The sequence below is a fragment of the Sphingomonas folli genome (assembly GCF_019429525.1).
Taxonomy (GTDB): domain Bacteria; phylum Pseudomonadota; class Alphaproteobacteria; order Sphingomonadales; family Sphingomonadaceae; genus Sphingomonas; species Sphingomonas folii.
On record NZ_JAHXZL010000001.1, the window covers coordinates 148,468 to 166,289 of the forward strand.

The following is a 17,822-nucleotide window of genomic DNA, read 5'->3' on the forward strand; positions in this document are numbered from 1 at the left end:
GGCTCCCCTGCCGCGCGGGACCGTCGCGGCGTGTCTCAGAGGGTTAAGTTATAAATTGGTATTGTTCAAGCGGCCTCGTCGCGCAGCATGGCGGCGAGCCGGGCGACGGTCGCACGGTCGGTGGCGTAGCTCGTCTCGGCGACGAAGCCGAAGCGCCGCAGCGTGGCGTCGGGCGCGCTGGTGCGGGCGACGCGGCACGAGGCGTGGACCTCGCGCGCGCCGGTCGCGAGCAGCGCCGGGAGCGTGCTGGGCGACACGCCGCTGCCGATCAGCAGGGTGAGGCGGCCGCACGCGGCGGCGACCAGCCGGGTCAGCACGTCGACCGCGTCGACCGCGCGCGGCGCACCGCCCGAGGTGAGGATCCGGTCGAAGCCGAGCGCGACCGCCTGCTCGAGCGCGGCGAGGGGGTCGGGGGTGAGGTCGAAGGCACGGTGGAGCGTCGGCGACAGCCCGCTGTCGCGCGCCACCGCGACCCATCGCGCGAGGCAGTCGGTGTCGAGCGAGCCGTCGCGCGCGCTGGCGCCGATCACCACGCCGGCGAGCCCGGCGTCGGCCGCGGCGCGGATGTCTTCCTCCACCAGCAGCCGCTCGTCCGAGTCATAGACGAAGTCGCCCGCGCGCGGGCGTGCGAGGAGATGCACCGGGATCGGCGCCGCCGCCGCCGCGCGGATCAGCGAGAGCGGGGGCGTCAGCCCGCCGACGTCGAGCGCGGCGCACAGCTCGATCCGGTCGGCGCCGCCGTCCACCGCCGCGGCGACGCCGTGCAGGTCCTCGACGCAGACCTCGAGCAGCCGCCTCACGCGCGGTACAGCGAGGGGGCGGGGTGCACCGTCGTCTTCCCGCGCGGATCGGTCACCGCATAGGTGAAGCCGGGCAGCAGGCAGAAGGCACCGACGTCGCCCTTCGTGTCGAGCGCGAGGAAGCCGACCTGCAGGCCCCTGATCGCGTCGCCGCGCAGCGCGGCGATGTGGCGCACCACCTCCTCGCACGCGTCCTGCGCCGAGCGGCCGGCGCGCATCGAGGCGACCACGCGCGCGCTGCCCGCCACGCGCGTCACCTCCTCGCCGACCCCGGTCGAGGTGGCGCCGCCGACGCCGCGCTCGACGTAGAGGCCGGCGCCGACCTGTGGCGAGTCACCGACGCGGCCGCGGATCTTGAACGCCATGCCAGAGGTGGTGCAGGCGCCCGCCATGCGCCCGTCCTGGGTGCGCGCGAGGAGCCCGATCGTGTCATGGTCGAGCGCGCCGCCGGGCGTCCGGTGGCGCGCGCCACCGCCGTAGGTGCCGGTCTCGCTGTTGGCGACGGGCTGGTATTCGGCGGTCTTGAGCCACTCGCGCCAGGCCTTCTCGGCGGGCGGGGTGAGCAGGTCGACCTTCTCGAAGCCCTGCTCGCGCGCGAAGCGGGTGGCGCCCTCGCCGACGAGGAAGGTGTGCGGCGTCTTCTCCATGACGCGCCGCGCGACCGAGATGGCGTGGACTGTGTCCTCCAGCGCGGCGACCGCGCCGACCGCGCCGGCGTCGTCCATGATCACCGCGTCGAGCGTGACACGGCCGTCCCGGTCGGGATAGCCGCCGTAGCCGACCGAGTGGTTCTCCGGATCGGCCTCGGGCACGCGAGCGCCGGCCTCGACCGCGTCGAGCAGCGTGCCGCCCGCGCGCAGCCGCGCGAAGGCGGCGTCGTTGGCCGCGGCGCCGAAATCCCAGGTGGAGAGCACGCGCACGTCGCGCGCCGGCGCGGCCGCCACCGCTGCGCCGCGTACCAGCGGCAGCGCGCCGCCGACCGCACCGAGCGTCGCCAGCAAGGATCGTCTCGTCGTCATGCGGTCCCCTCCGTCTCGCCGCGTCGCGGCCCAGCGCACGACAAGCACGGATCGGCGCCGCGGCGCAACCGTCCGCAGGATTGGTAACGTCAGTGGTCCTGTCAGGTATTGACCTTTGTGGCAGATTGATGAATTAGGGGCGAAAGTAAGCTTTACCAATGAAAACAAAGTAGAGGGTCCGCCGATGACGCCGCAGCACCATGTCTCACTGGCGGCGCTCGCCGCCGCTTTGTTGGCGGCGACGCCGGCGCTCGCGCAGCAGGCGGACGCGCCCGCCGACTCGACCCAGGCCGCGGGGCAGGCGACCCCCGAGCGCGCCGAGGCGATCGCGGGCGAGCAGGGCAACCCGACGCCCGCCGCCGCCTCGGTCGGCGACGTGGTGGTCACCGGCACGCGCATCCAGCGCCCCAACGTCACCTCCGCCGCGCCGATCACCTCGGTGACGACGCAGGACATTCGCGCCCAGGCGCCGGTCAACGTCGAGGACGTGCTCAACCGGCTGCCGCAGATCGCGCCCGACAGCCAGCAGACCTACAACGACTCCGACGGTCGCCAGCGCATCAAGCTGCGCAGCCTCGGCTTCGAGCGCACCCTGGTGCTGATCGACGGCAAGCGGCTGGGCACGCAGAACGGCCAGGACGTCGGCATCATCCCGCCCTCGCTGCTCGAGCGAGTCGACGTGCTGACCGGCGGCGCGTCCTCGGTGTACGGCTCGGACGCGGTCGCGGGCGTGGTCAACTTCGTCCTGAAGAAGGACTTCGAGGGGCTGCAGCTCGACGCCAATTACAATTTCTACAATCACAACAACAAGGACACGATCGTGTCCCCGCTGGCGCGCGCGGCCGGCTTCGGCAGCCAGCGCGGCTGGACCAACGACGGCGGCCGCGCCGACGTGACGCTGACCGCGGGCAAGAAGCTGTTCGACGGCGCGCTGCGGCTGAGCGGCTTCGTCAACTATCGCAAGACCGAGGAGGTCGGGCTCACCGATCGCTCGAACGCGGGCTGCTATCTGACGCAGCTCCAGGCCAACGGCCCGCTGTCGTGCGGGCTTACGCCGAGCAGCTCGACCAGCGGCCTGATCACGCCGCGCGCGGGCGCCAACGCGGGCGCGCAATATGTCAACAACCCCGACGGCACGCGCAACTTCGTGCCCTTCGCCGCGGGCGCGGGCAACGCCTCCAACTATTTCAGCGGCTATGCCTATCAGCGGCCGTCCGAGCGGGTGAACGCGGGCGGCTTCGCCAGCCTCGACCTCGGGCCGGACGCCGAGCTGTACACCTCGGGTATCTGGTTCCGCGACAAGTCGTTCAACAACTATCCGACGATCGCCAGCGGCACCGTCAACGTCAGCTGCGGCAACCCGTATCTCTCGGCGGCGCAGGCCGGCGCGATCGGCTGCGCGGCGGGCGTGGCGGGCGTGCCGCTCGACCTGCGCTACCGCCTCGGCGAGGGCAGCGACCGGCCGGACACCTACATCAACACCGGCGTGCGGCTGACCGGCGGCGTGCGCGGCAAGGTGGGTGACGCCTGGACCTATGACGTGGGCGGGGTCTACGCGCGCAACCACCAGGACTATACGCCGAGCTTCGGCATCCCCGGTCGCCTGCAGGACGCGGTCAACGTCGGCGGCACCGCGGCGTCGCCGACCTGCGCCAGCGGCGCGGCGGGCTGCGTGCCGTTCGACATCTTCAGCGCCGGCAACAGTGACCCCGCGCTGATCAACTATCTGTTCGGCACCGGCACCTCGACGACGACGGGCACCTTGTACGACGTCCAGGCCAACATGACCGGCGACCTGGGCAAGTACGGGATCACCTCGCCTTTCGCCGAGCAGGGGCTCGCGATCGCGCTCGGCACCGAATATCGCAAGGACACGCTCCGGTCGTCCGCGGACGCTGCCTACCGCGGCACGTTGGGCGGCAACGACACGTATCTCAGCCAGGACGTGTGGGAGTCGAACATCGAGGTCCAGGCGCCGCTGGTCGAGCACAAGCCCTTCGCCGAGCTCGTGCAGCTCAACGGCGGCTTCCGCGTGTCGAAGTACAGCAGCAACCCAAGCACCTTCACCACCTGGAAGGTGGAGGGCATCTACGCCCCGATCAGCGACCTGACTTTCCGCGCCTCGTTCAACAAGGCGCAGCGCGCGCCGACCGTGGTCGAGATCCGCCAGGCCACCAACATCGAGTTCGCCGCGGGCGGCTCGGGCACGTTCAACGACTTCTGCGCGCCGACCGTGATCAACGGCGCGAACGGCGTCAGCTATGGCGCGCCGGTCGCCTCGCGCGAGGTGTGTCGCGCCACCGGCCTGTCCGACGCGCTCTACGGCAGCCAGACGCTGCTGTGCAGCAACGGCACCACGCCCAACGGCACCGCGGCCTGCTCGGTGCGCTCGGGCGGCTTCACCGCCGACCCCGAGACGGCCTACACCCAGACCTACGGCCTGGTGGTGAAGCCGCGCTTCCTCCGCGGCTTCGTCTTCTCGGTCGACCGTTACCGCATCAAGATCAACGACTCGCTCGGTTACAACGACTATAGCTATTACACCGACGGGTGCCTGCGCTCGGGCGGCGACCAGTTCTTCTGCCAGGGCATCGTCCGCAACGCCAACGGCACCCTGTTCTCGGCGGCGGGGTCGAGCACCGGCTTCATCCGCCAGGGCACGACCAATTACTACACGTCGCTGGCGCGCGGCTGGGACTTCCAGGCGCAGTACACGCTCAACCTCGAGTCGGTCGGTCGCTTCGACATGTCGTTCAACGGCTCGCTGACGACGGACGCGGGCGGGCAGGACTCGCCGGTGCAGCCCGAGCGCAACTGCGCGGGCTATTATGGCAACGGCTGCGGCCAGCTGATCCCGAAGTGGAGCCACGGGCTGCGCGGCACCTACACCACGCCCGACCAGAAGTTCGGCGCGTCGCTCAACTGGCGCCACGTCGGCTCGCTCACCAATGCCAACAACTCGGGCGACGAGGCGATCGGCGGCACGCCGGAGCGTGCGCTGACCGACTATTACCGCGTCGACCCGGCCGACTATTTCGATCTCGCGCTCAACTTCGCGGTGTCGAAGCAGTTCTCGCTGCGGCTGATCGCGAACAACCTGCTCGACAAGGCGGCGCCGATCGTGCCCGACTCGTACAACATCAGCCTCGCGCGCAGCAACACCATCCCGCAGCGCTACGACTCGCTGGGTCGCAACATCGCGATCGCCACGACGATCAAGTTCTGATCGGCGGTGTCACGCCCCCGGGGCCGGTGCCTCGGGGGTGTCAGGTGCGAAGGGTGTTCGCTGCCCCGTGCGGCGGCGATCAGCCCATCGCGGCGTAGCTCTTCTCCTCGATCAGGTCCGACTCGAGTGCCAGGTTGATCGCTCGCTTCAGCCGCGCGCGCTCGTCGTTCTTGTGATAGACCGAGCGCGCGAGCTGGATGAAGTCGGTGCCGAACGACGCCGCCGCCTCCTCCTGCCGGATCGCGTCCTCGATCTCCCACAATTCACGGTTGATCGACTTGAGCTGGCCGAACAGCGGCGCGATCGCCTGCTGGCCGATCACGCCGGCGCCGATGTCGCTGAGCGCCCGGTGCTCGCGCGCGACGTTCGCGCGGGCCTCGGCGCGCGCGATCCGCTCGCGCTTGATCTCGAGGATCGTGATCTTGTCGAGCAACTCACCCCAGGAGACGGGCACCGATGGGCTGGGCAGGCTGGCCATGGATCGTCTCTCCCTGATCGTCGATGAAGGCGCCGAGCTCGCGCGTGACCGCGGCCACGGCCGGTGACCAATCGCCGGGGTGCGGCTGCGCGTGGAGGCGGAGCGTGGGGTACCAATCGCTGTCGTGGCGCGCCGGGTCCCAGCGCCAGTCGGGGTCGTGCTTGAGCAGCAGCCAGGTCGGCCGGCCGAGCGCGCCCGCGAGATGCGCCACCATCGTGTCGACCGTCACCACCGCGGCGCAGCCGGCGACCAGCGCGGCGGTGGCGGCGAGGTCGAAGGGGCAGCCGTCGGGGTTGATCACCGGCAACGCCGAGGGCGCCGCGACCAGCGTGAGGCAGCGGTGCCGGGCGGCGAGCGGGGCGAGCATCGCCTCGGGCAGGGAGCGGTCCGCGTCCCAGTCGCCGGCCCGATGACATAGCCCGACCGTCGTCGACGGGATCGGCGCCGGCGCGACGCGGAGATAGGGGACGGGGATGTCCGGCGGCGCCAGCGCGAGGGCGCCGGGCAGCTCCGTGATCTCAAGGTCGCAGGCGCGCGGCGCGAGCGGGCGCGCGGGATCGAAGGCGTGGAGGCTCACCTCGGCGATCCCGGCGAGCAGCGGGTGTAGCCGCACGGGCGCCTCGACCGTGACGCGCGACGCCCGGCGCGCGAGCGCGGGCAGGTAGCGCGCGAACTGGAGCGTGTCGCCGAGCCCGTGGTAGCAGCGCACCAGCACGTCGGCGCCGTCGACCGAGCGGCCGTCCCACACCCAGCGCTGGTGATAGGGCAGGCGCGGGTCGTCGCGCGTCGCCGGGTCACGCGCGGCGATCACCGCGCGCTCGAGCGACCAGGCGGCGACATAGTCGCGCGCGCGCATCACCTCCGCCCAGCTGCTATGTAGCTCCATGCGCGACGAACAACGCTGAGCCCGCCGCGGTTCCCTCGTTGCGCCCGCGTGATGGCTTTAAGAGGCTGATCTTACGGTCTTCGCTGGGCCGACGTGGTGCGCGCGGCGACGCGAAGGCGCTCAGACCAGCTCGCGTCCGCCCTTCCACATGCGCAGCAACCTGCCTTGCACCGGCAGCCCGTCGAACGGCGTATTGCCCGCCTTGCCCGGCAGCGTGTCGGCGTCGATCCGCCACGGTGCCGCGGGATCGGCGAGGATGACGTCGCCCGGCAGCCCGGGCAGCAGCGCGCCCGTCTCCAGCCCGAGCAGCGCCGCCGGCGCGCGCGCGAGCAGCGCGAACAGCCGCGGCAGCGACACGCGCCCGTCGCGCGCCAGCCCGAGCCCCAGCGCCAGTAGCGCCGCGGCGTCGGCGGCGCCGGGGCTGGCGTCGGCGAAGGGCAGGCGTTTCTCCTCGGGGCCACGCGGGTCGTGGCCCGAGCAGAGCAGGTCGATCGTGCCGTCCGCCAGCGCGGCGAGCGCCGCTTGGCGGTCCGACTCGGATCGGAGTGGCGGGGACAAATGCGCGAAGGTGCGGAAATCGCTCATCGCAATGTCGGAGAGCAGCAGATAGGCCGGGGTGATCCCGCATGTCACCCGCACCCCGCGCGCCTTGGCGGCACGCACCAGCGCGAACCCCGCCGCGGTGGTGACCGCGCGCAGATGGAGCCGCGCCCCGGTCTCCTCCGCCAGCATCAGGTCGCGCGCGATCGCGAGCGCCTCCGCCACGGCGGGGGCGGCGGGCAGGCCGAGCCGCGACGCGGTCTCGCCCTCGCTCGCCACCGCGCCGCGGGTCAGCCCACCGTCCTCGACATGCGTGATCACCGCGACGTCGAGGTCGCGCGCGTAGCTCAGCACGCGGTGCATCACGCCCGAGTCAGCGATCCAGCCGCGCCCGGTGCCGACCGCGCGCGCGCCGGCGGAGAGGCAGATCGCCATCTCGGCCAGGTCGGCGCCGGCGAGCCCGCGCGTGGCCGCCGCGATCGGGTGGATCCATAGATCTGGACGGCCGATCAGCGCGAGCCGCTGCACCGCGCCGGGTTCGTCGAGCACCGGCACCTGATCGGGCATCGGCGCGACGCGCACGATCCCGCCCGCGCGCGCGGCGGCGCGGTCGATCCGCGCGACGCCGACGTCGATCAGAGCGGGCGCGAGCAGCCTGCCGCGGCAGTCGACCCGCGCGGCGTCGGCGGGCGCGGGGCCGTCGGTGATGACGCCGTCGACGATCAGCAGCTCGCCGTCGTGCTCGCCGCGCTCGGGGCAGACCAGCCTTGCGTCGGTGAATAGGACCGCGCGGCTCATGCCCAGCCCTCCACGCCGCGCGCGCGTCGCGTCAGCACGTCGAGACAGGCCATCCGCACCGCCACGCCCATCTGCACCTGCTCGGTGATCGCGGACTGCTCGACGTGGTCGGCCACGGCCGAGTCGATCTCGACGCCGCGGTTCATCGGCCCGGGATGCATGATCAGCGCGCCCGGCGCGTGCTTGGTGAGCCGCTCGAGCGTGAGCCCGTAGCGGAGGTGATACTCGCGGCTCGACGGGACATAGCCGCCCGCCATGCGCTCGGTCTGCAGGCGCAGCATCATCACCACGTCGGCACCCTCCATGGCGCGATCGAAGTCGGTGAAGGCGGTGACCCCGAACCGCTCGATCGCAGGCGGCATCAGCGTCGAGGGCGCGCAGACGCGCACCTCCGCGGCGAGCGCGGTGAGCGCGAGGATGTTCGAGCGCGCTACCCGGCTGTGGAGCAGGTCGCCGCAGATCACCACGCGTTTGTGCGCGATGCCGCCGAGCCGGCGGCGGATCGTGAGCGCGTCGAGCAGCGCCTGGGTCGGATGCTCGTGGCGACCGTCGCCGGCGTTGAGCACCGGGCAGTCGACCTTGTCCGCGATCAACCGCACCGCGCCGGAGGACATGTGGCGGATCACGATCACGTCGGCGCGCATCGCGTTGAGCGTCTGCGCGGTGTCGATCAGCGTCTCGCCCTTCTTCACGCTCGACTGCGCGGCGTGCATGTTGACCGTGTCGGCGCCGAGCCTTTTGCCCGCGATCTCGAAGCTGAGCAGCGTGCGCGTCGAGTTCTCGAAGAAGGCGTTGATCTGGGTGAAGCCGGCGAGGCGCCGGTCGGGCGCGGCCCGGACGCGGTTGGCCTCGACCCAGGTCTCGGCCTCGTCGAGCAGGAAGGTGATCTCGTGCGGCTCCAACCCCTCGATGCCGGTGAGGTGGCGATGCGGGAATACCGCGCCGCCGGGGATCAGGGTTCCGGGGCGGTGGTCCGACTGGGTCATCGAGCGCGGTGCCTAGTCCGCGCTCCCCGACGGTGCAAGCGGTTCGCCCCGCTCGACCGGCGCGAGCACCAGCGCGTCGATCGCGGCCTGGAGGATCGTCGCGGCGGCGTGATTGTCGATCCGCCCGGCGCGCTTGGCACGGCTGACGTCCTGCGCGATCAGCGCGCGCTCGGCGCTGACGGTGGACCAGCGCTCGTCCCACAGCAGCAGGGGCAGGCCAAGGTCGGCGCAGTTGCGCGCGAAGGCGCGGGTCGATTGGGTCCGCGGGCTCTCACTACCGTCGAGGCTGAGCGGCAGGCCGATCACCCAGCCGGCGACCTGCTGCTGCGTCGACAGCGCGAGAAGTGCCGCCTTGTCGGCGGTGAACTTGGTGCGGCGGATCAGCTGCGCGGGGCTGGCGAAGCTCCAGCCGGAGTCGCATAGGGCGGTGCCGATCGTCTTGGTGCCCACGTCGAGCCCGAGCAGCCGGCCGCCGTGCGGGAGCGAGGCGCGGAAGGCTGCCGCGGAGGTGGCGATGGTCACGCGCTGGGTGGCGCCTGTCATCGCGCCGCCAGTCGCCGCGCGGCGTCGGCGCGGACGTTGGCCCAGAACAGGCTATAGTCGTAGACATGGTAATTGTTGCCGGGCAGCGTGTACGGCCCGAGCTCGGGCGGGCTGCCGATGAGCAGCAGCCCGCGCCCGGCGCAGCGCGCGCCGATCGTGCCGCCGCGGATGGTCGCGCCCGACAGGTCGGCGTTGGGGTAGAGCGTGCCGAGATTGGCGCTGGCGGGCGCGCTGCCGCCGTTGGCGCCGGTCAGCGGGTTGGTGCACAGCAGCGGCGTGCCGCGGCGCGGGCGGCCGTCGAAACCCGTGGTGCGATCGAACGTGTCGAGGATCAGCGACGGGTCGGCGGGCTCGGCGAAGCTCTGCCACGCCAGCACGCAGCCGCGCTGGTCGGGCGCGGCGCAGGCGGGGAGGCCGAGCGCGGGCAGGTCGGTGGTGGTCGAGATCGGCCAGCCGATCGCGTAAGCGGCGACGACCCGCTTGGCCAGCGGCGTGCCCGCGACACGGTCCTTGAGCAGGTGGGTGAGGTGGAGCGCGCCCTGGCTGTGCCCGGCGAGGATGATCGGGCGATCGGGCCCGATCTCGGCGAGGAAGACGTCGAAGGCGGCGAGCAGGTCGTGATAGGCGAGCGCCAGCGCCTGGTCGGCGGCGGCCTTGTCGGTGAGGAAGGCGCCGAAGGTCGCCTGGCGGTAGCGCGGCGCCCAGATCTCGCCCGCCTCGTTGAACGCGCTCGCCTGGCCGCGCAGGAACAAGGCGGCGCGGTCGTTCGCCTCGCGGTCGTCGAGCGGCGCGTTCCAGTGCGCGCGACTCAGATAGGACGTGGGATGGATGAAGAACACCGCCGCGCCGCCGTGCGTCGCGCGCGGCGTGTAGCTGGGCGGCGTCCAGCGCGCCGGGTCGTTCGCCAGCGACGGCCGCGCCAGCCACATGCCGTCCGAGCGATAGTCCGTGACGCTCAGCCCCGGCTGAGCGCGGAACGTCTCGCCGGGAACGAGCGCGGCGCGCATCAGCGACACGCCCCAGATGCGGTAGGCGAGGAGGCCGGCGAGCGCGAGCACGATCAGGCCGGCGATGACGTAGAGGAATTTGCGGACCAAGCGGGCATCACCATGCTGCGGTGCAGCAAGGTCGCCGCGGCCGCAATCGCAAAGCAGGTGCCCCAGAGTTGCGATCCGCGCAACCGCGCGTGTGCCGCCGCGGTTGCGTTGCGTCGGGGGGCGCGGTAGCGCGCCGGCTATGTCCGTTGATATCGCAACCGTGCGGCGCATCGCTGGGCTCGCCCGCATCGCCATCACCGAGGAGGAGGCCGAGCGGCTCTCCCCCGAACTGGGTAACATCCTCGACTGGATCGAGCAGCTCGGCGAGGTCGACACCGCCGGCGTCGAGCCGATGACCGCGGTGATCCCCAACCGGCTGCGGCTGCGCGACGACGTCGTGACCGACGGCGGCATCCGCGAGTCGGTGCTCGCCAACGCGCCCCAGGCCGAGCACGGCTTCTTCACCGTGCCCAAGGTGATCGAGTGACGATCGCGCTCGATCGTCGCTCGATGATTCCTCCCGCATGGACGACCTCTCGTGACTGACCTCACCGATCTCGGCATCCGCGACATCCGCGACGGCGTGCGCGCCGGCACGTTCAGCGCGCGCGAGGTGGCCGAGGCCTTCACCGCCGCGGTCGCCGCCGCCAAGCCGCTCAACGCCTTCCTGGTCGAGACCCCCGAGCACGCGCTCGCCGCCGCCGACGCCGCCGACGCGGCGCGCGCCGCGGGCGAGGCGCCCGGGCCGCTCGCGGGCGTGCCGATCGGGATGAAGGACCTGTTCTGCACCAAGGGCGTGCCGAGCACCGCGGCGAGCCACATCCTCGAGGGCTTCACCCCCGAATATGAATCGACCGTCTCGCAGAAGCTGTGGGACGCGGGCGCGGGCATGCTCGGCAAGCTCAACATGGACCAGTTCGCGATGGGCTCGTCCAACGAGACGAGCTATTTCGGCAACGTGGTGAGCCCGTGGCGGCGCGCCGACGGCGGCAACGCGCCGCTCGCCCCGGGCGGCTCGTCGGGTGGCAGTTCGGCCGCGGTGGCGGCCCGGATCGCGCCGGGCGCGACGGGCACCGACACCGGCGGCTCGATCCGCCAGCCCGCGGCCTTCACCGGCATCTCAGGGATCAAGCCGACTTACGGCCGCTGCTCGCGCTGGGGCGTGGTCGCCTTCGCCTCGTCGCTCGACCAGGCCGGGCCGATGGCGCGCGACGTGCGCGACTGCGCGATCATGCTGGAGGCGATGGCGGGGTTCGACCCGAAGGACGCGACCTCGCTCGACCTCGAGGTGCCGCGCTGGGAAGCCGGGCTCAACGCCTCGCTCAAGGGCAAGCGCGTCGGCATCCCCAAGGAATACCGGGTCGATAACATGCCCGCCGAGATCGACGCGCTGTGGCAGCGCGGGATCGACTGGCTGCGCGACGCGGGCGCGGAGGTGGTGGAGGTGTCGCTGCCGCACACGCGCTACGCGCTGCCGGCCTATTACATCATCGCGCCCGCCGAGGCCTCGTCCAACCTCGCCCGCTACGACGGCGTCCGCTACGGGCTGCGCGACCTGCCCGACGGCGCCAACCTGCAGGAGATGTACGCGCGCACCCGCGCCGAGGGGTTCGGCGACGAGGTCAAGCGCCGCATCCTGATCGGCACCTACGTGCTGTCCGCGGGCTTCTACGACGCCTATTACACCCAGGCGCAGAAGGTGCGCACGCTGATCGCGCGCGACTTCGAGCGCGCTTGGGAGCGGTGCGACGTGCTGCTGACGCCGACCGCACCCTCCGCGGCGTTCGCGCTGGGCGAGAAGTCGGACCCGCTGGCGATGTATCTCAACGACGTCTTCACCGTGCCCTCGTCGCTCGCCGGCCTGCCGGCGATGAGCGTGCCGGGTGGGGTCGACACGGGCGGGCTGCCGCTCGGGCTGCAGATCATCGGCAAGCCGCTCGACGAGCAGGGCGTGCTCGACGCCGCGCTGGCGATCGAGGAGCGCGCCGGCTTCGTCGCGCGGCCGGGGCGGTGGTGGTAGACGGCCGTCAGCGCGAGTGTTACCCTTGGTAACACTGGAGGACGCATGCCCGCTCCGCTCGAGAAGCGCACCCGCACCAACATGACCAGTAAGGGACAGGTGCTGATCCCGAAGGACGTGCGCGACCAGATCGGGCTGGTGCCTGGCGCACCGGTTGACGTGGGCGTGAATGACCGCGGCGAGGCGGTCGTGGTGCCGAGTGGCGCGACGTCCACCGAGACCGCGGAGGAGCGCACGCAGCGACTTGATCGGCTGTTCGCCAGTGTCGACGCCGATCCGCTGTTCGATCGAACGGGTGACGAGATCCTTCGCGACGTGCGCGGCGACGAGCGCCTCCCATGATCTTCCTCGACACCAACGTCGTCATCGATCTGTTCGGCGCGCGGCAGGGCGTCGGCGCGGCATGGTCGCGCGACGCCTACCGCGCGGTGGCGGATCGCCTGCTGATGGTCAATCTGATCGTCGTCGCCGAGCTCGCCGGCTATGCGACGCGGCCGGAGCGGCTGCTCGATCGACTCCAGGCGTTCCGGATCACCGCCGTCGATCTGACCGTGGACGCCTGCTTCGCCGCCGGGACGGCCTTCCGCGAATATCGCCGTCGCGGCGGCACCCGGGATGCGATGCTCGCCGACTTCCTGATCGCGGGTCATGCCGTCGCGCTGGGCGCCTCGCTCATGACGCGGGACCGCCGGCTCGCTTCTTACTTCCCCGACCTCACCCTCATCACACCCGAGACCGATCATGGCTGACGCATCCACCCCCTATCGTATCAAGGGCGACACCGGCGAGTGGGAGGTCGTGATCGGCCTCGAGGTCCACGCCCAGGTGACCAGCCAGGCCAAGCTCTTCTCGGGCGCGGCCACTGAATTCGGCGCCGAGCCCAACACCCAGGTGTCGCTGGTCGACGCCGCCATGCCGGGCATGCTGCCGGTGCCCAACTGCGAGTGCATCCGCCAGGCGGTCCGCACCGGCATGGCGATCGACGCGCAGATCAACCGCTGGTCGCGCTTCGACCGCAAGAACTATTTCTACGCCGATCTGCCGCAGGGTTACCAGATTTCTCAGCTCTATCATCCGCTTGTCGGCGAAGGCTCGGTCGAGATCGAGGACGGCGAGACGGTCAAGACGATCGGCGTGGAGCGCATCCACGTCGAGCAGGACGCGGGCAAGCTGATGCACGACCAGCACCCCACGCGCTCCTATGTCGACCTCAACCGGTCGGGCGTGGCGCTGATGGAGATCGTCAGCCGTCCTGACATGCGTTCTCCCTCTGAGGCAGGTGCTTATCTGAGAAAGCTGCGGGCGATCCTGCGCTATGTCGGGTCGTGCGACGGCAATATGGAGGAGGGCTCGATGCGCGCCGACGTCAACGTCAGCGTGCGGCGGCCCGGGGCCGAGTTCGGCACGCGGACCGAGACCAAGAACGTCAACTCGGTCCGCTTCGTGATGGCGGCGATCGAGCATGAGGCGAAGCGCCAGGTCGAGCTGATCGAGGGCGGCGGCACGGTCGTGCAGGAGACGCGGCTGTTCAATCCCGACAGCGGCACGACCCGGTCGATGCGCTCCAAGGAGGACGCGCACGACTATCGTTACTTCCCCGATCCCGACCTGCTGCCGCTCGAGCTCGACGACGCCTTCCTGGAGGCGTGCCGCGCGAGCCTGCCCGAGCTGCCCGACGCCAAGCGCCAGCGCTACGTCGGGCTCGGGATCACGCCGTACAACGCCGAGGTGCTCACCGCCGAGGTGGAGAGCGCGCGCTGGTTCGACGCGCTGCTCGCCGCGGGGGCGGCCCCGGTCGCGGCGGCCAATTGGGTGACGAGCGAGCTGTTCGGCGCGCTCAACCGTCTCGGCAAGTCGATCGGCGACAGCCCGGTGCTGCCGGGGCAGGCGGCCGAGCTGCTCGCGCTGGTGGCCGACGGCACGCTCTCGGGCAGCCTCGCCAAGCAGGTGTTCGAGGCGATGCTCGAGACGGGCGACGCGCCGGGCAAGATCGTCGAGGAGCGCGGGCTCAAGCAGACCAGCGACACCGGCGCGATCGAGGCGGTGATCGCCGAGGTGCTGGCGAAGAACCCGGGGCAGCTGGAACAATATCGCGGCGGCAAGGTGACCCTGTTCGGCTTCTTCGTCGGCCAGACGATGAAGGCGATGGGCGGCAAAGCGAACCCGCAGGTCGTCAACGACTTGCTGAAGAAAGCACTGAACTGAGCCAGCCGCCCGCTTGCCCACTGTCAGGCGGGCGGTAGCCTCTCCCTCGACGATCGGGTCGACGGTGAGGGGGTCATGTTTATCTGGCGAGCCGCTCTCGTGGTTTTCTGTCTCGTGCTCGTGTCGGTCACGGGACTCGCGCCGGCGCTCGCGCAGGAGCGGTCGGCGATACGACCCGGCTTCAGGTTGCCCAGCGGCAGCACGCATATCCTGCTCCTGCGTCCGCATATCATGGTGGGTGGGCAGTCGACCGGCGGGGTGTTCCAGCCCAACGCCGACTGGACCGCGCAGGCGCGCGGGCAGATCGACGCCGCGCTGGCGGCGGCGCAGGCTACGCTCGGCAACGAGGTGGTGCGCGCGCCCGAGACGATCGGCGCCGACACGCGCCTGATGGCCGACTATCAGGCGCTGTTCGCGGTCGTCGCGCAGTCGGTGATCGACTACCAGTTCTTCAAGGGCAACCGGCTGCCGACCAAGAGACGCGCCGGGCAGTTCGACTGGACGCTCGGCCCCGACGTGGCGCGGATCGCGCGCGGCCAGGGGTGCGACTATGCGCTGTTCGTCGACACCGCTGACGCTTACGGCTCGACCGGGCGCAAGATCTTCCAGGTTCTCGCGGCGGTGACGGTCGGCGTCCGGGTCAGGTCGGGCGAGCACAAGGGCTATGCCGGGCTGGTCGACCTGCGCACCGGCGACCTGGTGTGGCTCAACGCCGACAGGCACATGGGTGGCGACGTGCGCACGCCCGAGGGCGCCGCCAAGCGCGTCGCCGAGCTGCTCGAGGGCTTCCCCGGTCGCGCGGCGGGACCGGGCGCGGCCGTCGCGGTGGCGGAGGCGCGGCGATGATGCGCCCGGTCACCCGCGCGGCGCTCGCGCTCGCCGCGCTCTGCCTGCCGCTCGACGCCGTCGCCGCGGGCGCGGCCGAGCTGACCGTGCCGCCGTTCGCCCACGCCTATGAGCCGCGCACCGCGGCGGAGCGCGGGCTCTGGATGCAGGCCGACGAGGACGAGCGGCAGCTGCGCGACTCGCGCCTGCTGGTCGAGGATGCCGCGCTCAACGCCTATCTGCGCCACGTGCTGTGCCGCACCGTGGGCGAGGAGCGCTGCCACGCGGTGCGACTGTACCTGCTCCGGGTCCCCGCGATGAACGCCACGACCGCGCCGAACGGCGCGATCACGGTATGGAGCGGGCTGCTGCTGCGCCTCCGTGACGAGGCCGAGCTCGGCGCGGTGCTCGGGCATGAGTTCGCGCATTTCGAACAGCGCCACACCCTGGCGGGGCAGCGTCGCCGGCTCGGCAACAGCGACCTCGGCGCCTGGGCGACGCTGCTCACGGGCACGGCGGCGCCGCTGATCCGGCTGATCGCGACCGCCGACATCTATTCCTTCAGCCGGGCGCAGGAGAGCGAGGCCGACTCGCTCGGGCTGCGCTTCGTCGCCGCCGCGGGCTACGACGCGCGCCGGGTCGCCGATGTGTGGAGCCGGCAGATGGACGAGGCCGACGCCACCGCGGCCGGCCGGAAGCAGCGCTCGCACCGCTACGACGGGGTCCACCTTCTGGCGACGCATCCGACCGACCTGCAGCGCATGACCGCGCTGCGCACCGCGGCGGCGTCGCTGCCCGGCGGCGGCGCGACCGAGGCGGCGGCCTATGCCGCGGCGCTGCGGCCGTGGCGCGCCGCGTTCCTGGCCGATCAGATCAAGCTCAACGACCTCCGCGGCACCGACTATCTTCTCGGCCAGCTCGCGCAGGGCGGCTGGACCGAGGACCTGCTGTTCGCGCGCGGCGAACTCTACCGCCAGCGCGGCAACCCGCGCGACCTGGTCGTCGCGGCCGATCTCTATCGCCAGGCGCTCGTGCTCGACCAGCGGCACGCCGAGAGTCACCGCGGGTTGGGGCTGGCGCTGCTGCGCGGCGGCGAGACCGAGGCGGGACGCGCCGAGCTGCGGCGATACCTCGAGCTCGCGCCCGACGCCGCCGACGCGGCGATGGTGCGCGCGCTGATCTCGTGAAGGATCGTTCCATGACCCGCGCTTATGGCGCGCTCGCGCTGCTCCTCCTCGCCACCGTCGTGCCCGCGCGCGCGGCCAACCGGCTGGTCGACCCCGGCCGCCCCGTCGCTGTCGCTCGTTCCACGCTGGCGGTGACGCCCGAGCGCGAGTGGAACGAGCTTCGTCGCGGACCCGGCCCGCGCTGCGACCGCTGGACGCTGGACGGCGAGGGGCTCAACGCGGTCACGTTCTGCGGCGCGATCGAGGGCGGGCGACCGATCTTCTACGAGGTGTCGAAGCACGATCGACCGCTGCCGCATTTCGCGACGACGATGCTGCTGACCGATCTGCCCGACCTGATCGAGCAGAGCTACCGTCTCGCGCTGGGCGCGTCGCTGATGACGATCGACTCGGTCGAGCCGGCACAGCTCGGCGGCGAGCGCGCGATCCGCTTCCGCTACTCCTTCACCCGCCAGGACGAGGAGTTGGAGCGCCACGGCGAGGCGATCGCGACGATCCGCGGCAAGAAGCTGTACTGGATGAGCTACGAGGCGCCGTCGATCTTCTACTACGCGCGCGACTTGGAGAGCTGGCGGCGGCTCACGGCCTCCGCGCGGTTCAGGTGACAGGGGCCGGGTGCTCCTCAGAAAGGCGGGGGGGAGGGACGTCACGCGTTCGCGATCCACGACCCGCACCCACCATCTCACCCCGCCCCTGGTCCGAGATCCACCGTCCGCGCAGCCGGGGGGCGCGGGGTCAGTGAGGGGTCAATCCCGGAACAAGCCCAGGATCACGGGAAGGACGGTGCGAGCCGGCCACAGGGCCGGCGCGCGACCGCCTCAGCGCAGCGTCACTGCTGATCGACGTCCTGGTTTTTCACCTCACCGCCGGTCCCGCTGTTGCCGTCGAACTCGCCGGTGTCGGTGAAGCGGGCGGGTTCCTTCCCGCCCTCGCCGCGCGCGACCGCGTCGCTGCGCGCCTCGACGGCCTGCTGGATATCGGGACGCTCGTCGTCTCGGTTGGGGATGGGGTCGATCTCTCGCTCGGTCATGTCGCGCTCGCTCAGATATTGGGGTTGGCGGGGGCCGGGTCGCCCGCGGGGGCGCCGGGGGCGGGCACGTCGATGTCGGGGCCGGGCGGACTGATCTCGGGCGGCGGGGCATCGGGCGTGCCCGGTGAGGTCGGCTGCGGCACGTCGGGCGGGCTGACGGGGTTGGTGGCCATGGCTTTTCTCCTTTCCGGGTCAACGTCCCGCCGCGCGCTGGGTTGCCCGCTCACGGCGCTTGCTCCGAT

Annotated in this window: 19 protein-coding genes; 9 read left to right on the forward strand and 10 right to left on the reverse strand. The window is 71.6% G+C overall.

The window, feature by feature from the left end:
- Window positions 1-65: 65 nt before the first annotated feature.
- Together KZ813_RS00660 and KZ813_RS00665 are read right to left on the reverse strand one after the other, a co-directional pair.
- On the reverse strand, window positions 66-800 hold the full coding sequence (locus KZ813_RS00660) for a copper homeostasis protein CutC (RefSeq protein ID WP_219753064.1): 735 nt from the start codon (window positions 798-800) through the stop codon (window positions 66-68).
- The gene (locus KZ813_RS00665) at window positions 797-1,819 is read right to left on the reverse strand and encodes a glycosylasparaginase (RefSeq protein ID WP_219753065.1); all 1,023 of its coding nucleotides are present in this window, start codon (window positions 1,817-1,819) and stop codon (window positions 797-799) included. The genes KZ813_RS00660 and KZ813_RS00665 overlap by 4 nt, the downstream gene beginning before the upstream one ends.
- A gap of 184 nt (window positions 1,820-2,003) precedes the next feature.
- Between KZ813_RS00665 and KZ813_RS00670 the strand changes: the two genes are divergently transcribed.
- A complete protein-coding gene (locus KZ813_RS00670) occupies window positions 2,004-5,045 on the forward strand; it encodes a TonB-dependent receptor domain-containing protein (RefSeq protein WP_219753066.1) in 3,042 nt (1,013 codons plus the stop codon).
- A 79-nt stretch (window positions 5,046-5,124) separates the two neighbouring features.
- Here KZ813_RS00670 and KZ813_RS00675 read toward each other — a convergent pair whose 3' ends face one another.
- From KZ813_RS00675 to KZ813_RS00700, 6 genes are all read right to left on the reverse strand, one after another.
- Window positions 5,125-5,523: a DUF6165 family protein gene (locus tag KZ813_RS00675; RefSeq protein WP_219753067.1), complete on the reverse strand. Its 399-nt coding sequence runs from the start codon at window positions 5,521-5,523 to the stop codon at window positions 5,125-5,127.
- The gene (locus tag KZ813_RS00680; RefSeq protein WP_258046292.1) at window positions 5,480-6,409 is read right to left on the reverse strand and encodes a glycosyltransferase family 9 protein; all 930 of its coding nucleotides are present in this window, start codon (window positions 6,407-6,409) and stop codon (window positions 5,480-5,482) included. The genes KZ813_RS00675 and KZ813_RS00680 overlap by 44 nt, the downstream gene beginning before the upstream one ends.
- Before the next feature lie 120 nt (window positions 6,410-6,529).
- Complete coding sequence (locus KZ813_RS00685; protein WP_219753068.1) at window positions 6,530-7,747, reverse strand: amidohydrolase family protein; 1,218 nt, start codon at window positions 7,745-7,747, stop codon at window positions 6,530-6,532.
- Window positions 7,744-8,733, reverse strand: coding sequence for an aspartate carbamoyltransferase catalytic subunit (locus tag KZ813_RS00690; RefSeq protein ID WP_219753069.1), 990 nt, complete (start codon window positions 8,731-8,733; stop codon window positions 7,744-7,746). The genes KZ813_RS00685 and KZ813_RS00690 overlap by 4 nt, the downstream gene beginning before the upstream one ends.
- 12 nt (window positions 8,734-8,745) lie before the next feature.
- Window positions 8,746-9,276 carry a Holliday junction resolvase RuvX gene (gene ruvX, locus KZ813_RS00695; RefSeq protein ID WP_219753070.1) on the reverse strand — a complete coding sequence of 177 codons (531 nt, stop codon included), beginning with the start codon at window positions 9,274-9,276 and terminating at the stop codon, window positions 8,746-8,748.
- The gene (locus KZ813_RS00700; RefSeq protein WP_219753071.1) at window positions 9,273-10,373 is read right to left on the reverse strand and encodes a DUF3089 domain-containing protein; all 1,101 of its coding nucleotides are present in this window, start codon (window positions 10,371-10,373) and stop codon (window positions 9,273-9,275) included. The genes ruvX and KZ813_RS00700 overlap by 4 nt, the downstream gene beginning before the upstream one ends.
- 139 nt (window positions 10,374-10,512) lie before the next feature.
- On the opposite strand from KZ813_RS00700, the gene gatC reads away from it, so the two are divergent.
- From gatC to KZ813_RS00740, 8 genes are all read left to right on the forward strand, one after another.
- Window positions 10,513-10,800, forward strand: coding sequence for an Asp-tRNA(Asn)/Glu-tRNA(Gln) amidotransferase subunit GatC (gene gatC, locus KZ813_RS00705; protein WP_219753072.1), 288 nt, complete (start codon window positions 10,513-10,515; stop codon window positions 10,798-10,800).
- Window positions 10,801-10,851: 51 nt separating this feature from the next.
- Window positions 10,852-12,333: an Asp-tRNA(Asn)/Glu-tRNA(Gln) amidotransferase subunit GatA gene (gene gatA / locus KZ813_RS00710; RefSeq protein WP_219753073.1), complete on the forward strand. Its 1,482-nt coding sequence runs from the start codon at window positions 10,852-10,854 to the stop codon at window positions 12,331-12,333.
- Between the two features lie 45 nt (window positions 12,334-12,378).
- A complete protein-coding gene (locus KZ813_RS00715; RefSeq protein ID WP_219753074.1) occupies window positions 12,379-12,675 on the forward strand; it encodes an AbrB/MazE/SpoVT family DNA-binding domain-containing protein in 297 nt (98 codons plus the stop codon).
- Entirely contained in the window at window positions 12,672-13,082 is a 411-nt protein-coding gene (locus KZ813_RS00720; protein ID WP_219753075.1) for a type II toxin-antitoxin system VapC family toxin, read from the forward strand. Before KZ813_RS00715 ends, KZ813_RS00720 begins: the two co-directional genes overlap by 4 nt.
- Complete coding sequence (gatB, locus tag KZ813_RS00725; RefSeq protein WP_219753076.1) at window positions 13,075-14,538, forward strand: Asp-tRNA(Asn)/Glu-tRNA(Gln) amidotransferase subunit GatB; 1,464 nt, start codon at window positions 13,075-13,077, stop codon at window positions 14,536-14,538. Before KZ813_RS00720 ends, gatB begins: the two co-directional genes overlap by 8 nt.
- 120 nt (window positions 14,539-14,658) lie before the next feature.
- Complete coding sequence (locus tag KZ813_RS00730) at window positions 14,659-15,384, forward strand: hypothetical protein (RefSeq protein ID WP_308461750.1); 726 nt, start codon at window positions 14,659-14,661, stop codon at window positions 15,382-15,384.
- Window positions 15,381-16,550 carry a M48 family metallopeptidase gene (locus tag KZ813_RS00735; RefSeq protein ID WP_258046293.1) on the forward strand — a complete coding sequence of 390 codons (1,170 nt, stop codon included), beginning with the start codon at window positions 15,381-15,383 and terminating at the stop codon, window positions 16,548-16,550. The genes KZ813_RS00730 and KZ813_RS00735 overlap by 4 nt, the downstream gene beginning before the upstream one ends.
- Before the next feature lie 11 nt (window positions 16,551-16,561).
- Window positions 16,562-17,155: a hypothetical protein gene (locus KZ813_RS00740; protein WP_219753078.1), complete on the forward strand. Its 594-nt coding sequence runs from the start codon at window positions 16,562-16,564 to the stop codon at window positions 17,153-17,155.
- Window positions 17,156-17,379: 224 nt separating this feature from the next.
- On the opposite strand, the gene KZ813_RS00745 is transcribed toward KZ813_RS00740, so the two are convergent.
- Together KZ813_RS00745 and KZ813_RS00750 are read right to left on the reverse strand one after the other, a co-directional pair.
- Complete coding sequence (locus tag KZ813_RS00745) at window positions 17,380-17,580, reverse strand: hypothetical protein (protein ID WP_219753079.1); 201 nt, start codon at window positions 17,578-17,580, stop codon at window positions 17,380-17,382.
- Between the two features lie 11 nt (window positions 17,581-17,591).
- Window positions 17,592-17,753, reverse strand: a complete 162-nt coding sequence (locus KZ813_RS00750; RefSeq protein ID WP_219753080.1) for a hypothetical protein — start codon at window positions 17,751-17,753, stop codon at window positions 17,592-17,594.
- Between the last annotated feature and the right edge of the window lie 69 nt (window positions 17,754-17,822).

Bases quoted from the DNA above. Each gene is read 5' to 3' on its own strand.
- KZ813_RS00690 (WP_219753069.1), bottom strand. From the start codon at position 8,733: ATGACCCAGTCGGACCACCGCCCCGGAACCCTGATCCCCGGCGGCGCG.
- KZ813_RS00665 (WP_219753065.1), bottom strand. From the start codon at position 1,819: ATGACGACGAGACGATCCTTGCTGGCGACGCTCGGTGCGGTCGGCGGC.
- KZ813_RS00670 (WP_219753066.1), top strand. From the start codon at position 2,004: ATGACGCCGCAGCACCATGTCTCACTGGCGGCGCTCGCCGCCGCTTTG.
- KZ813_RS00735 (WP_258046293.1), top strand. From the start codon at position 15,381: ATGATGCGCCCGGTCACCCGCGCGGCGCTCGCGCTCGCCGCGCTCTGC.
- gatB (WP_219753076.1), top strand. From the start codon at position 13,075: ATGGCTGACGCATCCACCCCCTATCGTATCAAGGGCGACACCGGCGAG.
- KZ813_RS00715 (WP_219753074.1), top strand. From the start codon at position 12,379: ATGCCCGCTCCGCTCGAGAAGCGCACCCGCACCAACATGACCAGTAAG.
- KZ813_RS00750 (WP_219753080.1), bottom strand. From the start codon at position 17,753: ATGGCCACCAACCCCGTCAGCCCGCCCGACGTGCCGCAGCCGACCTCA.
- KZ813_RS00740 (WP_219753078.1), top strand. From the start codon at position 16,562: ATGACCCGCGCTTATGGCGCGCTCGCGCTGCTCCTCCTCGCCACCGTC.
- KZ813_RS00675 (WP_219753067.1), bottom strand. From the start codon at position 5,523: ATGGCCAGCCTGCCCAGCCCATCGGTGCCCGTCTCCTGGGGTGAGTTG.
- KZ813_RS00685 (WP_219753068.1), bottom strand. From the start codon at position 7,747: ATGAGCCGCGCGGTCCTATTCACCGACGCAAGGCTGGTCTGCCCCGAG.
- gatC (WP_219753072.1), top strand. From the start codon at position 10,513: ATGTCCGTTGATATCGCAACCGTGCGGCGCATCGCTGGGCTCGCCCGC.
- KZ813_RS00720 (WP_219753075.1), top strand. From the start codon at position 12,672: ATGATCTTCCTCGACACCAACGTCGTCATCGATCTGTTCGGCGCGCGG.
- KZ813_RS00745 (WP_219753079.1), bottom strand. From the start codon at position 17,580: ATGACCGAGCGAGAGATCGACCCCATCCCCAACCGAGACGACGAGCGT.
- ruvX (WP_219753070.1), bottom strand. From the start codon at position 9,276: ATGACAGGCGCCACCCAGCGCGTGACCATCGCCACCTCCGCGGCAGCC.
- KZ813_RS00680 (WP_258046292.1), bottom strand. From the start codon at position 6,409: ATGGAGCTACATAGCAGCTGGGCGGAGGTGATGCGCGCGCGCGACTAT.